At 67.3% G+C, this 13,811-nt stretch carries 15 protein-coding genes; 9 read left to right on the forward strand and 6 right to left on the reverse strand.

Features of this window, described 5'->3' with window-relative positions; translation table 11 throughout:
* Positions 1-37: 37 nt before the first annotated feature.
* The 5 genes from QMZ16_RS01165 (at position 38) to recR (ending at position 4,873) form a co-directional block, all read left to right on the forward strand.
* Positions 38-799, forward strand: coding sequence for an SDR family oxidoreductase (locus tag QMZ16_RS01165; protein WP_282601785.1), 762 nt, complete (start codon positions 38-40; stop codon positions 797-799).
* A 227-nt stretch (positions 800-1,026) separates the two neighbouring features.
* Entirely contained in the window at positions 1,027-2,028 is a 1,002-nt protein-coding gene (locus tag QMZ16_RS01170; protein WP_282601786.1) for an NAD(P)-dependent alcohol dehydrogenase, read from the forward strand.
* Positions 2,029-2,130: 102 nt separating this feature from the next.
* Positions 2,131-3,918, forward strand: a complete 1,788-nt coding sequence (locus QMZ16_RS01175) for a DNA polymerase III subunit gamma/tau (protein ID WP_282601787.1) — start codon at positions 2,131-2,133, stop codon at positions 3,916-3,918.
* 3 nt (positions 3,919-3,921) lie between these two features.
* Positions 3,922-4,266 carry a YbaB/EbfC family nucleoid-associated protein gene (locus QMZ16_RS01180; RefSeq protein WP_282601788.1) on the forward strand — a complete coding sequence of 115 codons (345 nt, stop codon included), beginning with the start codon at positions 3,922-3,924 and terminating at the stop codon, positions 4,264-4,266.
* 7 nt (positions 4,267-4,273) lie between these two features.
* Positions 4,274-4,873 carry a recombination mediator RecR gene (gene recR / locus QMZ16_RS01185; RefSeq protein ID WP_282601789.1) on the forward strand — a complete coding sequence of 200 codons (600 nt, stop codon included), beginning with the start codon at positions 4,274-4,276 and terminating at the stop codon, positions 4,871-4,873.
* 43 nt (positions 4,874-4,916) lie between these two features.
* On the opposite strand, the gene QMZ16_RS01190 is transcribed toward recR, so the two are convergent.
* Positions 4,917-5,372: an Hsp20 family protein gene (locus QMZ16_RS01190; RefSeq protein WP_022707519.1), complete on the reverse strand. Its 456-nt coding sequence runs from the start codon at positions 5,370-5,372 to the stop codon at positions 4,917-4,919.
* A 171-nt stretch (positions 5,373-5,543) separates the two neighbouring features.
* On the opposite strand from QMZ16_RS01190, the gene QMZ16_RS01195 reads away from it, so the two are divergent.
* Positions 5,544-6,308 (forward strand): DUF599 domain-containing protein, encoded by a 765-nt coding sequence (locus QMZ16_RS01195; protein ID WP_022707520.1) that lies wholly within the window; start codon positions 5,544-5,546, stop codon positions 6,306-6,308.
* Here QMZ16_RS01195 and QMZ16_RS01200 read toward each other — a convergent pair.
* Both QMZ16_RS01200 and QMZ16_RS01205 read right to left on the reverse strand, forming a co-directional pair.
* Complete coding sequence (locus QMZ16_RS01200; RefSeq protein WP_282601790.1) at positions 6,226-7,413, reverse strand: MFS transporter; 1,188 nt, start codon at positions 7,411-7,413, stop codon at positions 6,226-6,228. The two genes, QMZ16_RS01195 and QMZ16_RS01200, sit on opposite strands and share 83 nt — an antisense overlap.
* Positions 7,414-7,517: 104 nt before the next feature.
* Positions 7,518-7,916, reverse strand: coding sequence for a hypothetical protein (locus tag QMZ16_RS01205; protein WP_282601791.1), 399 nt, complete (start codon positions 7,914-7,916; stop codon positions 7,518-7,520).
* A 55-nt stretch (positions 7,917-7,971) separates the two neighbouring features.
* Here QMZ16_RS01205 and QMZ16_RS01210 point away from each other — a divergent pair, with 55 nt between their 5' ends.
* Entirely contained in the window at positions 7,972-8,754 is a 783-nt protein-coding gene (locus tag QMZ16_RS01210) for an alpha/beta fold hydrolase (RefSeq protein WP_282601792.1), read from the forward strand.
* On the opposite strand, the gene zapA is transcribed toward QMZ16_RS01210, so the two are convergent.
* From zapA to QMZ16_RS01225, 3 genes are all read right to left on the reverse strand, one after another.
* Positions 8,755-9,126 carry a cell division protein ZapA gene (zapA, locus tag QMZ16_RS01215; protein ID WP_282601793.1) on the reverse strand — a complete coding sequence of 124 codons (372 nt, stop codon included), beginning with the start codon at positions 9,124-9,126 and terminating at the stop codon, positions 8,755-8,757.
* Positions 9,127-9,129: 3 nt separating this feature from the next.
* Entirely contained in the window at positions 9,130-9,666 is a 537-nt protein-coding gene (locus QMZ16_RS01220; protein ID WP_282601794.1) for a hypothetical protein, read from the reverse strand.
* 106 nt (positions 9,667-9,772) lie between these two features.
* Entirely contained in the window at positions 9,773-11,554 is a 1,782-nt protein-coding gene (locus QMZ16_RS01225) for a BCCT family transporter (protein ID WP_282601795.1), read from the reverse strand.
* Positions 11,555-11,778: 224 nt separating this feature from the next.
* Here QMZ16_RS01225 and QMZ16_RS01230 point away from each other — a divergent pair, with 224 nt between their 5' ends.
* Positions 11,779-12,435, forward strand: a complete 657-nt coding sequence (locus QMZ16_RS01230; protein ID WP_022707527.1) for a TrkA family potassium uptake protein — start codon at positions 11,779-11,781, stop codon at positions 12,433-12,435.
* Positions 12,436-12,437: 2 nt separating this feature from the next.
* Positions 12,438-13,769: a potassium transporter TrkG gene (locus QMZ16_RS01235; protein WP_282601835.1), complete on the forward strand. Its 1,332-nt coding sequence runs from the start codon at positions 12,438-12,440 to the stop codon at positions 13,767-13,769.
* Positions 13,770-13,811: the final 42 nt, after the last annotated feature.

A 13,811-nucleotide genomic window follows, 5' to 3' on the forward strand; every position in this document is an offset into this window, starting at 1 on the left:
CTCCGGGCAAGACGTCCCAGAAGAAAGACCGCCGCCAATGAACGCAGAACGGCCAAAGGTTACCGTTATCACAGGTGCAAGTGCCGGCCTTGGCCGAGCACTCTGCCAACAGTTCCTGCAGCATGGCAGCGTCGTCGCCGGGATCGCCCGGCGCGAGGCCGAACTGGCAGAGCTGGCCGCCCTTCATCCCGACAGGTTCCTGCCCGTCCCCGCCGATATCGCCGATACCGCCGCGGTCGATGCCGCATTCGACCGCATCCGAGAGGTATGCGGCCCGGTGTCCACGCTGATCAACAACGCCGCCGTGCACCCCCGCCGCAGCATCCTGGACGAAACGGCGGCCAGCTTCGAACGGACGATGCAGGTCAACCTGACCGGCATGGTGGCCTGCACGGTTCAGGCATTGCGGGATATGGTGCCTGCCGGCCAGGGGCGGATCGTCAACGTCACCAGCTATGCCGGCGATGCGCCTGCGCCCCTTTCTGCCGCCTATTCCGTGTCGAAAGGGGCGTGCCGGATATTCACCAAGTCACTGGTCGCGGATCTGCATGCAGAGTTTCCCCATATCGTCGTCAGCGAATGGATCCCCGGCATCATGAACACCGAGATGGGGCCAGCGCACGGGATCGACCCCCGGCTTGCGGCGCGGTGGGGCTACAGGTTGGCGCAGATGCAGGATCCGGGCCTTGCGGGCATCCTGTTCGAACGGGACAGCTCGGTCGTCCCGCCCAGGGGCCTGCGGCAACGGATCAGGGAACGGCTGACAGGACGCCGCCCGACCCGGATCATGCTGGACTGAATCTTCGTTTCAGGCGCGACCGAACCGGGATCCGGAAAGAAATTCCATCAGTCTGCGGATTTCGCGGAACCATGTTCCCGTCGCCGTGTTTTGCATGTCCTGCAGGCAGGCAACACGAACACCCCCATGGCGCAGCAGCCCATTTCACAGTGATCCAGTACCCCGTTCCGCTGAACGACCCTCCGGGCCGCCTGCCTGCAGCACACCTTCCGAGACAGGACCAAGACATGATCAAGGCATATGCCGCGCAGGAAGCGCATGGTGAATTCGCACCTTTCGAATACGATCCCGGCCCGCTCGGGGCACATGACGTCGAGATCTCGGTCGCACATTGCGGGGTCTGCCACAGCGACATGTCCATGTGGGAGAACGAGTGGGGCATCGCGTCCTTTCCCTTCGTCGGCGGCCACGAGGTCGCGGGCACCATCGCGGCGGTCGGCTCGCATGTGACGGGGCTGAAGGTCGGCGACCGCGTGGGTCTGGGATGGCAGTCGGGTTACTGCAACCACTGCATGCAGTGCCTTGGCGGCAACCAGAACCTGTGCCCCGACCAGCAGCCGACGATCATCGGCCATCATGGCGGCTTTGCCGATCGCGTCCGCGCGCAGGAAACCGCCGTCATCCGCATCCCCGACCAGATGGAGCTGCGCGACGCGGGCCCGCTTCTGTGCGGCGGCATCACCGTCTTCAACCCCTTCGTGCAGTTCGGCATCCGACCGACCGACCATGTCGCGGTCATCGGCATCGGCGGCCTTGGGCATCTTGCGCTGCAATTCGCCCGCGCGTGGGGCTGCGAGGTCACGGCCTTCACCAGCGAATCGAAGATGGACGAGGCGCGCGAAATGGGCGCCCATCACTGCGTCAATTCGCGTGACGCCGACGCGATCGCGGGCGCCAAGGGACGCTTCGACCTGGTGCTGTCCACGGTCGCGGTCAAGATGGACTGGAACGCCATCATGGAGACACTGAAGCCGCAGGGCCGCCTGCACATGGTCGGCATCACGCCCGAGCCGCTGGATGTGGGCGCCTTCCCGCTGGTCGCCGGTCAGCGCAGCATCTCGGGTTCGCCCGTCGGTGCGCCCGCGACGCTGAACACGATGATGGAATTCGCCGCGCGCCACGGGATCAGCCCCGTGACCGAGCATTTCCCGATGTCGCGCATCAACGACGCCTTCGCCCATCTCGAGGACGGAAAGGCGCGTTACCGCATCGTGCTGGACAATGCCTGATCACGGGGCCTGATCGCGGCCAAGTCTGACAATCGCGGGGGCCGCAGATCGGTTGTGGCCCCCGTCGCCCTTGGCTAAGGTGGCGCGACGCCCGAGGGAGCCATGACGGACAGCAAAGCAGCATACCAGGTTCTGGCCCGCAAGTACCGCCCCGAGACCTTCGCGGACCTCGTGGGTCAGGACGCGATGGTCCGCACCCTGAAGAACGCATTCGCCGCCGATCGCATCGCGCAGGCATTCATCATGACCGGCATCCGCGGGACCGGCAAGACGACGACCGCGCGCATCATCGCCAAGGGCATGAACTGCATCGGCCCCGACGGCACGGGCGGCCCGACGACCGAACCCTGCGGGGTCTGCGAACATTGCACGGCCATCAGCGAAGGCCGCCATGTCGACGTGATGGAGATGGACGCCGCATCCCGCACCGGCGTCGGCGACATCCGCGAGATCATCGAGAGCGTGCATTACCGGGCGGCCAGCGCGCGCTACAAGATCTATATCATCGACGAGGTTCACATGCTGTCTACCAGCGCGTTCAACGCGCTGCTGAAGACGCTGGAGGAACCGCCCCCCCATGTGAAGTTCATCTTCGCCACGACCGAGATCCGCAAGGTTCCCGTGACGGTGCTGTCGCGCTGCCAGCGCTTCGATCTGCGCCGGATCGAGCCCGAGGTGATGATCGCGCTGCTGAAGCGCATCGCGGATGCCGAGGGCGCGCAGATCGCCGATGACGCGCTGGCGCTGATCACGCGGGCGGCCGAAGGCTCGGCCCGCGATGCGACCAGCCTCCTGGACCAGTCGATCAGCCACGGCGCGGGCGAGACGACCGCCGAACAGGTCCGCGCGATGCTGGGCCTTGCCGATCGCGGGCGGGTCATCGACCTGTTCGACATGATCCTGCGCGGCGATGCGGCGGCGGCGCTGACGGAACTGCAATCGCAATATGCCGATGGCGCGGACCCCGTGGCCGTGCTGCGCGACCTGGCCGAGATCACGCACTGGATCTCGGTCGCGAAGATCACGCCCGACGCGCTGGAGGACCCGACCGTTTCCCCCGAGGAACGCAGCCGCGGCAAGGCGCTGTCGGACCAGCTGGCGATGCGTGTGCTGTCGCGCCTGTGGCAGATGCTGCTCAAGGCGCTGGAAGAGGTCTCGGCCGCGCCCAACGCGATGATGGCTGCGGAAATGGCGATCATCCGGCTGACCCATGTCGCCGACCTGCCCGACCCCGAGGCGCTGATCCGCCGCGTGCAGCAAGCGCAAAACGCGGGCGAATTCGCGCGCGGACCTTCGGTGGCGGGCGCGCAGGCGACCCAAGCACCGCAGGCCGTGCGCCGCGCCCGCCCTGCACCCGTCGCGCAGGCGCACGGAAACGCGGCGACGGCGCTTGCCGTGGCCCCGCAGCTGGTCGAGAGCTTTCCGGATTTCGAAAGCGTCGTGGACCTGATCGCCCGCATGCGCGACATGACGCTGCTGGTGATGGTCGAACGCCACGTCGCGCTGGTCCGCTACAGCCCCGGCCGGATCGAGTTCGAGCCCCGCGACAACCCGCCCGCCGATTTCGCCCAACGCCTGGCCGAACGCCTGCGCGGCTGGACCGGCGGGCAGCGTTGGGCCGTGACAATCGCCAATGGCGGCGGTGCCCCAACCATCGCCGAGGCGCGCGAGGCCGAGGCCCGCGCCGCCCGCGAACGCGCGCTGGAGCTGCCCATCGTCCAGCAGGTGATGGCAGCCTTTCCCGGCGCGAAGCTGACCGACGTGAAACGCGTGGCCCCTGCCCCGACCGAGATCGCGGTCGAGGCCGATGGCGCGACCAATCCCCATGACAGCGGCACCGGCCCCGTGGCCGAGGTCGACGAATGGGACCCCTTCGAAGACGAGGACTGAGACATGATCAAGGGTTTGGGCGGACTTGGCGACATGGCCAAGATGATGAAGACCGCCAAGGAAATGCAGGAACGCATGACCCAGATACAGGAGGAGATGGCCAACATCACCGTGACCGGCGAATCCGGTGCGGGGCTGGTCAAGGCCACCTGCTCGGCCAAGGGAGAGCTGAAGTCGCTGGACATCGACCCCTCGATCTTCGTGCCCTCGGAAAAGGAGGTGGTCGAAGACCTGATCCTGGCCGCCGTCAAGGAGGCGCAGCGCCTGGCCGAGGACAAGATGCAGTCGGAAATGTCGCGCATGGCCGAAAGCCTCGGGCTGCCGGCGGGCATGAAGCCCCCGTTCTGATCCTCGGATGGAAGGCGGTGGCGACGATATCCAGGCGCTGATCACGCTGATGGCGCGTCTGCCGGGGCTTGGCCCCCGGTCGGCCCGCCGCATCGTGCTGTCGCTGATCCGCAGGCGGGACACGCAGATGGTCCAGCTGGCGCAGCTTCTGGACCGCGTTGCCGTCAATTCCCGCGAATGTCTGTCCTGCGGCAATGTCACCGACCGCGACATCTGCCCCATCTGCGCCGATCCCGCGCGCGCCACGGGCGAGATCTGCGTGGTCGAGGACGTGGCCGACCTGTGGGCGCTGGAACGCGGGCGCGCCTTTCGCGGTCGCTATCACGTTCTTGGCGGAACGCTGTCGGCCCTGGACGAGATCGGCCCCGAGGATCTTGGCATCCCGCGCCTGATATCGCGCATCCACGAGGATGGCGTGACCGAGGTGATCCTTGCGCTGAACGCGACCGTGGACGGGCAGACGACTGCGCATTACATCGCCGACGCGCTGGAGGGGTCGGAGGTCGCCGTGACCGGTCTGGCCCAGGGCGTGCCCATCGGGGGCGAGCTGGACTACCTGGACGACGGCACGATCAGCGCGGCATTGCGCGCGCGCAGGCGCCTGTGACGAAGAAGGGCCGCCCCACCGGGCGGCCCCTTTCATTCGCGGATCAGGCGTCCAGCTTCTCGACCCTCGGGGTCTCCTTCGAGATCTCGATGCGGCGCGGCTTCAGCGCCTCGGGGATCTCGCGGACCAGATCGACATGCAGCATGCCGTCGACATGGCTTGCGCCCTGCACGCGCACATGATCGGCCAGCGTGAACTTGCGCTCGAAGGCGCGGGTCGCGATGCCGCGATGCAGGAAGGTGCGGGCCTCGTCCTCTTCGGCCTTGCGGGCCGAGACGATGACGGCGCCGTCGCGCATCTCGACGTTCAGGTCGTCGGCTGCGAAGCCTGCCACGGCGATCGAGATGCGATAGGCGTTCTCGCCCGTCTTCTCGATGTTGTAGGGGGGATAGGTGGGGGCGGACACGTCGGCGCTGAGCGCGCGGTCCATCACGTCGGCCAGCCGGTCGAAACCGATCGAGGCACGGTAGAGCGGCGTGAGATCGAAATTGCTACGCATTGTGGTCACATCCTTGTTCAAGCGATGATCGTGATGCTTCCCGTCTTCGGGCAAGCGGTCGTGCCGACGCCGTCATGGCCGCCGGTCCAATTGATCTAGGATCGCCGCGCGGCGCTTCAAGACCCGTTTCGGGGTCTTTCGCAGGATCGAAACCCGACCTAGTGTCGCGTGATGGACGCCCTCGACCTGATCAGCCACATCCGTCTCAGCCCGCTGGAAATCGCGGCGCTGATCCTGCTTTTCACGACATGGCTGGGGATCGGGCATTTCACCGAACGCCCGCCGCAGGGCATCCCGTCGGTGTCGGTCCTGATGAAGCGTTACCGCCGCGAATGGATGCGCCATTTCATCACGCGCCAGCCGCGCATCTTCGACGGCAACATCCTGTCCAGCCTGCGCGAGGGGACGGCCTTCTTCGCATCGGCCTGCATGATCGCGACGGGCGGCCTTCTGGCGCTGATCGGCAATGCCGAGCGTCTGCGCGGCATCGCCGCCGAGCTGGAGCTGAGCCCCACAGCCGAGACCGGATGGGAGCTGCGCCTGCTGATCACCATGTTCTTCGTGGTGAACGCCTTCCTGAAATTCGTCTGGGCGCATCGCCTGTTCGGATATTGCGCCGTCATGATGGCCGCCGTCCCGAACGAGCCCGAGGACCCGACCGCCATGCCCCGCGCGATGCAGGCGGCCGACCTGAACATCACCGCCGCGCGCAGCTTCAACGCGGGGCTGCGCAGCGTCTATTTCGCGCTCGGATCGCTCGGCTGGCTCGCGGGGCCCTGGGCATTGATGCTGGGCACCGCGATGGTCCTGTTCGTCACCTGGAGGCGAGAGTTCAACTCGACCTCGAGGGCGGTCATCCTGCGTTCGCTGCCGCCGCCCGACCTGCCCGATCTCGCACGGTGGCCAGACCCAGCACGACCGCCCCGGCAGCGGTAAGCGCGATCCCGACCAAGCCGGTCGACCGCCAGCCCCAGCCCGCGGCCAGTGCCATCCCCGCAAGGAACGGCCCAAGCGCGTTCGCCGCGTTGAAGGCCGCGTGGTTCATCGCGGCGGCCATGTTCTGCGCGTCGCCCGCGACCTCCATCAGGCGGGTCTGCAGCGGGATCACCAGCCCCGCACCAAGCGCAAGCAGGAACGAAGACAGCACCATCAGCACCCAGTCGCCCACCACCGCCGATGCGAAGGCCTGCGTCAGCGCCATCGAGGCCAGCGCGATGAAGGATGCGCGGGTCGTGCCCATCGCCTCGGTCACGCGCCCCGAGATCCAGGTCCCGAGCGTGCCGCCCACGCCGAACACCGCCAGCGCCAGCGGGATCGCATAGCCCGGCGGGTTCGCGTTCGCCAGCATCGAGGCCGTCAGGAAGGCATAGACCGCGAACAGCCCGCCAAAGCCGATGGCACCCACGGCCAGCGTCCACAGCACGCGCGGGTTCTTCAGCGCCTGCAATTCGTCCCAGGGGCGCGCATCGGGGTTGCCGCCGACGCGCGGCGCGACCTTCAGGATCGCCCAGGCCGAGATCAGCGCGATCACCCCCGGCATCCCGAAGCCGAAGCGCCAGCCGATCACCTGCCCGAACCAGCCGGCCAGCGGCACGCCGAAGATATTGGCGACGGTCAGGCCCATGATGACCTGCGCCGCCCCCCGCGCCCGCTGCCCCACCGGCAGCGCATCCGCGGCATAAAGCATGGCGACCCCCAGGAACCCGCCATGCGGCAGCCCCGCAAGAAAGCGCGCGCCGGCCAGCAGCGCAAAGCCCGGCACCATCGCGGCCAGCAGGTTCATCACGCCATAGAAGGCCATCAGCGCCGCAAGGAAACGGCGGCGCGGCAGCCTGGCCCCCATCATCGCCGTGATCGGCGCACCGATCACCACGCCGATGGCATAGGCGCTGATGACATGGCCCGCCTGCGGTTCCGTCAGGCCCAGATCGGCTTGGAAATAGGGCAGCAGCCCCATCGCGGCGAATTCGGAGGTGCCGATGGCGAAGGCGCCAAGGGCCAGCGCCAGGATGGCGGCGCGGAAATCTGTGCTCTGTGTCATGTCACTGGCTCTTGTGGCGGGCTGATACCTGCGAGTCAGTACATCGCGCCGCGTTTTTCAAGTCGTCTGGCGGTAAAGCAGCATTGCACTGCGTGCAATGCCGATCAGAGGGCTCCTCGCCCGACCATCACCCAGATGATGGCCGCGCCGAGAAGCAGAAGCCCGAACACCACCGTCGCCGTCAGGCTGATCGCGCGGCCCTGGAATCGCGCGATCTCGCCCAGGGGCTGCAGATGCGCCAGCAGCGCGGCATGGGCGCGGCCCAGATCGGCCAGGGGCAGCTGGCGCGCGATGCGGGGGCTGCGGGCCAGGATGTCGGCCTCGGCCAGGCGCTTGGCCTTGCGGCGCAGGCGGTCGGGCAAGGCGCCGCCCCGGCGCCGGACCATGGTGGACAGATCGAAGCGTTCGCCGCGCCGGGCACCGCCAAAGCGCGATGCCATCAGTTGCGCGATCTCGTCCGCCATGGCGGGGATGTCCTCGAAGCTGTCGGGCTTGCGTGTCATGGCGGCAGACTAGACGGGATGGCGGGCGGGCGCCAGACGCTCTAACACTGAGGGCATGAAGCTGAATCACACCACCATCGGTCCGCAGGACGGGCTGCCCGTCCTTCTGGTCCATGGCCTTTACGGCCAGGGCCGCAACCTGGGCGCGCAGGCCCGCAGGCTGGCCGAGACGCGGCCCGTCACCACCGTCGATCTGCGCAATCACGGCGACAGCCCGCACGACCCGGATGCAAGCTATGCCGCGCTGGCGGGCGATCTGGCCGCGATGATCGACGATCTGGGCGGCAAGGTCGATCTGGTCGGGCATTCGATGGGCGGCAAGGCTTCGATGCTGCTGGCGCTGACCCACCCGCAGATGGTGCGCAGGCTGGCCGTGATGGACATCGCGCCCATCGCCTATGGCCACGACCAGACCCGCTATGTCGACGCGATGGAGCGGATGGAGATCGCGCATCTGACCCGCCGCGCCGAGGCAGACCGCGCGATGACGGAACTGGTCCCGGAACGCGGCGTGCGGGCCTTCCTGCTGCAGAACCTGGACCTGAAGGCCGATCCCGTCCGGTGGCGGCTGAACCTCAAGGCGCTGCGCGACCACATGCCCCAGATCGTCGGCTGGCCCGAGGATGCGCCCAGGGGCACGTTCGACGGCAAGGTGCTGGAGATCAAGGGAGAGCTGTCGAGCTATGTCACCGACGAGGGCGAGGCCGCGCTGCGGGCGCATTTCCCGCAGGCCCGCACCGTGACGATCAAGGGCGCAAGCCACTGGCTGCATGCCGACGCCCCGGACGCGGTGGCCGAGACGCTGGCAGTCTTTCTGGGGGACGGACGGGACGCCTGATCAGCGCCCCTCCTCGGCCTCCTGCTCGGACAGGCGCTCGGCCAGCGATTCGGCGCGGGCGGCCAGTTCGGCCATGGATTCCTTCAGCTCGGACGGGATGACCGGAACCTCGACCTTGGGCGGGTTCTGCTGAAGGCGGGAGACCATGCGCTCGGCCTTCTCGGCGCGGTCCTCCATCCCGGCGAAGCGGTCCGCCAGCATCAGGCCGGCCAGCAGCAGCAGCCGCGGTTCGGGGACGCGACCGGCCTGCGACAGGATCTGCTGCGCCTCGGCGTCCAGAAGCTGGGCGGCGCGTTGCAGCAGGCGTTCCTCGCCATCGGCGGCGCCGATGCGATATTCCTTGTGCCCGATCGTGAAATCAACCTCGGCCATGGATCAGCCCTCCTGCCTTGCGGTCGTGTCTTCGGGCAGCCCTGCCCCGTCGCCCGCGACCTCTTGCGGATCGGCGGCGGGGGTGGCGTCATCGGCCAGCAGGCGCTCCAGCTCGGCCATGATCTCGCTCATCTGGGCCATCTCGGCGGCGCGGGCGGCGCGCAGGGCCGATACCTCGGCCTCGAGCGCCTCGCGCATCTCGTCATAGCCGATGCCGCCGGTGGCGTGGGCATCGATCAGGTTGCGGTTCGCGACCGCCAGGTCCTCGTTCGCGGCGGACAGGCGGGCCGCATTCTCGGACGCGGTATCGATACGCGCGCGCAGATCGGCCAGTTCGCCCTCGTGGTCGTGATCGGGGGCGGCCTCCGGGGCCGCGTCCAGCCGTGCCTGCAGTTCGGCATTGCGGGCCAGCGCCGCGTCCAGTTCCGGCCGCAGGTCGCCAGCCGTCGCCGCGGGCCGCATCGAGCGGGCCTCGAGAAGCTGGTCGATCTTGTCGAGTGCTGCGCCGAGCCGGCGTTCGCTGGCTGAAATCTCGCTCATCAGCGTCGGTCCCCTGGTATCTTCCTCCGAATGTTGTGGCATCGAAGGCGGGACAACACAAGAACGGGCGGGAAATCCCGCCCGTTCCAAAGTTCATGCGGCCGTCTCAGGCAAGTTCCCGCCGTTCGGCCATCAGCCCTTTGACGATGGCGAAGCAAGCGCCCAGCAGGACGACCGTGAAGGGCAGACCCGTGGACACGGCCATCGCCTGCAGCGCGATCAGACCGCCGCCGACCAGCAGGGCGATCGCGATCAGCCCCTCGACCAGGCACCAGAAGATGCGCTGCGGAACCGGCGCGTTGACCTTGCCGCCCGCCGCGATCGTGTCGATCACCAGCGAACCGGAATCCGACGAGGTGACGAAGAACACGATCACCAGCACGATGCCGATGAAGCTGGTGATCGAGGACAGCGGCAGCTGCGACAGCATCTCGAACAGCTTCAGTTCCAGCGCCGCGTCGGTGATGCCGGCAAAGCCGCCAAGCGTCATGTCGATGGCAGTGCCGCCCAGTGCCGTCATCCACAGCACCGAGATGACCGAGGGAACGATCAGCACGGCGATCAGGAATTCACGCACCGAACGCCCGCGCGACACGCGCGCGATGAACATGCCGACGAAGGGCGACCAGCTGATCCACCATGCCCAATAGAAGGCGGTCCAGCCGTGGCGGAAGTTGTCGTCGGTGCGGCCGAACGGGTTCGACAGCGGGATCAGCTCGGCGGCGTAATTGCCAAGGTTCGCGAAGAAGCCGCTGAAGATCGCCAGCGTCGGGCCGACCAGGATGACGAAGACCAGAAGCAGGATCGCCAGGATCATGTTCAGTTCCGACAGGCGCTTCACGCCCTTCTCAACGCCCAGCACGACCGACATGGTCGCGACCAGCGTGATCGCCAGGATCAGCACGACCTTGGTGGTCATTTCGGCGGGGATGCCGAACAGGTCCGCCAGACCCGCCGTCGCCTGTTCCGCACCAAGGCCAAGCGAGGTCGCAAGACCGAAGATCGTCGCCAGAACGGCCAGAACGTCGATGATGTGGCCGGGCCAACCCCAGATCTTCTCGCCAAAGATCGGGTAGAAGACCGAGCGCAGCGTCAGCGGCAGGCCCTTGTTGTAGGCGAACAGGCCAAGCGCCAGCGCGACGATGGCATAGACGGCCCAAGGGTGCAGGCCCCAGTGGAAGATGGTCGCGGCCATCCCCAGGCGCATCGCGCCGGCCTCGTCGCCGGGGGCGCCGTCAAGCGGTGCCCAGTCGGTGCGCACGCCATCCTCGAGGACCGGACCGCCAAGCGCCGCCTGGAAATGGCCCAGGGGCTCGGACACGCCATAGAACATCAGGCCGATGCCCATGCCCGCAGCAAACAGCATCGCGAACCAGCCCGACAGGCTGAAATCCGGCGTGGCATCGGGACCGCCAAGGCGGACCGAGCCGAGCGGCGACACGATCAGCGCCAGGCACATGATGACGAAGAGGTTGCCGGCCAGCATGAAGAACCAGTCGAGATTCGAGGTCAGCGTGCCGCGAAGGCTGCTGAACATCGGCTCGGCCTGTTCGTTGAACACGATGGTCAACACCGTGAACAGCACGACCGCCACGGCCGAGATGCCGAAGACGGGGTTGTGGATGTCGAAGGGGATCGGCGCGCGACCCTCGATGTTGTCCTGACCGATCTCGTAGTCCGTCTCGATGATCTCGGTCGGGCCTTCGGGTTCGGGCAGCGCCTCGACGCCGGATTCGTCCGCGGTGACCTCGGCGGGTTCGGGCTTCGGCTCGGGCTTGGTGCTGCGCGGGGGCACGCGGCCCGACAGTGCGTCCTGTTCGCGCGCGATGTCGCGGGGGGCCTTGGGCTTGCCCGGCCCCTTGGGTGGATTGGTGGGCGTCTGTGACATCTGTCCCTTTCAGATAGATCTAGATCGGGTTGCAGGTCCGTTGACGATTAAGACGACAGACCCTTGGCGGAAACCCGCCTCGGAGCGCGGGCGTATTCTCACATTTAAGTCAAGAAGGCCACCAATCGCCGGAAAGTTCCCGATTTCATGGAACCTTCGGTCGCGCTTGACTTCCATCCGGGCCCGGATACAGCATCCACGCGTTTTGCCCGGAGCGAGGTCGAATGGGAAAGCAGTCCAGAAGTTTCGTCGTCATCGGCCTCGGGTCGTTCGGCAGCGTCGTGGCCTCGGAACTGGCGCGTTTCGGCAACCAGGTCCTGGGCGTGGACAAGGATCCCCGCCGCGTCGCCGCCCTGGCCGAGACCCTGCCCCAGAGCGTCATCCTGGACGCCACCGACGAGGGCGCGCTGCGCGAGGCGGGGGTCGACCGCTATGACGTGGGGCTGGTGTCGATCGGCAACGATCTGGAAAGCAACGTCATCGCCGCGATGAACCTGCGCGTCATCGGCGTGGGCACCGTCTGGGCCAAGGCCGAAAGCCGGACCCATCACCGCATCCTGTCGAAGATCGGCGCGGATCGCGTCGTCCTGCCGGGGCTGGAGATGGGCCGCCACACCGCGCAGATGCTGAACAACCCGGCGGTGCAGGATTACGTCAGCCTGGGGAACGGTTTCTCGGTGGTGAACCTGCTGATCCCGCCGCGCCTGGCAGGGCGCCACCTGAAGGACCTGCATATCGGCAACGGGATCGAGGTTCTGGGGCTGATGCGCGGGACCGAGTTCTGCAACCTGCGGCTGGACGACAGGCCGCTTCAGGCCAACGACCGGCTGCTGCTTCTGGGCAAGCGGACGGACCTGACCCGGTTCGGCGACCAGCTGTGACCATGCGCTGGCTGTCGCGGTGGCTGTCGCGCACGCCGCCGCCCGCGGTGCTTGCGGCGGGATACCTGGCGCTGATCGTGCTGGGCGGGCTGGCGCTGATGCTGCCGCCGATGGCGCGGGTGCCGATCACGCTGATGGACGCGCTGTTCACCTCGACCTCGGCGGTGACCGTGACGGGGCTGGCGGTGATCGACACCGAGACCGTGCTGACCTTCTGGGGGCAGCTCGTGGTGACCGTGCTGATCCAGCTGGGCGGGCTGGGCCTGATGACCTTCGCGGTCATGGTCTGGTCCGCGCTTGGCCTGCCCATCGGCATCACCCACGGCGCCTATCTGCGCGAGGACCTGAATCAGACTTCTTACAGCAAGCTGACATCGCTGGTCTGGACCATCCTGCGCGTCGTCCTGATGGCCGAGATCGCGGGCGCGATGCTGCTGTGCCTGTCATTCATGCCCCATCACGGCCTGGCCGAGGGGTTGTGGCACGCGATCTTCCATTCGGTCTCGGCCTTCAACAACGCGGGCTTCTCGACCTTCTCGGCGGGGCTGACGGATTACGCGCTGGACCCGGTGGTCAACGTGGTGATCCCCGGTCTCTTCATCCTGGGCGGCATCGGATACGTGGTGGTGGGCGACATCGCGAACCGCCGCTTCTGGCGGGGGTGGAGCCTGCACACCCGCCTGATGGTCGTGGGCACGGTCGTGCTGATCGTGCTGGGCGTCGGGCTGACCGCGATCCTGGAATGGAACAACCCCGCGACGCTTGCGCAATACGACAGCGCGACGGCGCGGCTGACGGTCGCGTGGTTCCAGGGGGTCACGCCCCGCACGGCGGGCTTCAACTCGACCGATATCGGGGGGCTGCACGATTCGACGTCGCTTCTGTACATGGCGCTGATGATCATCGGCGGCGGGCCGACCTCGACCGCGGGGGGGCTGAAGGTCACGACCGTGGTGGTGATGGTGCTGGCCACGATGGCCTTCCTGCGCCGCCGGACCGAGATCTGGGCCTTCGGGCGCTCCATCCCGCTTGGCGACGTGCTCAAGGCGATGGCGCTGATCTCGATCGCGTCGATGGTGATCTTCACCGCGATGTTCGTGCTGATCATCAGCCATGACGGCGAATTCGTCGATATCGCCTTCGAGGTCGCATCCGCCTTCGGCACGACGGGCCTGTCGCGCGGATACACGACCGAGCTGACGGATTTCGGGCGCGCGGTCATCATGGTGGTGATGTTCCTCGGGCGGGTCGGGCCGCTGACACTGGGCTTCTTCCTTGCGACGCGGATGGTGCCGCGCGTGCGCTACCCGGCCGGTCAGGTGCATCTTGGCTGACGGCCCCGCGCGGCCTATAAGGCCCGTGAAATCAGGAAGGAC

The sequence above is a fragment of the Paracoccus sp. PARArs4 genome, assembly GCF_947311865.1.
In the GTDB taxonomy this organism is placed as follows: Bacteria; Pseudomonadota; Alphaproteobacteria; order Rhodobacterales; family Rhodobacteraceae; genus Paracoccus; species Paracoccus zeaxanthinifaciens.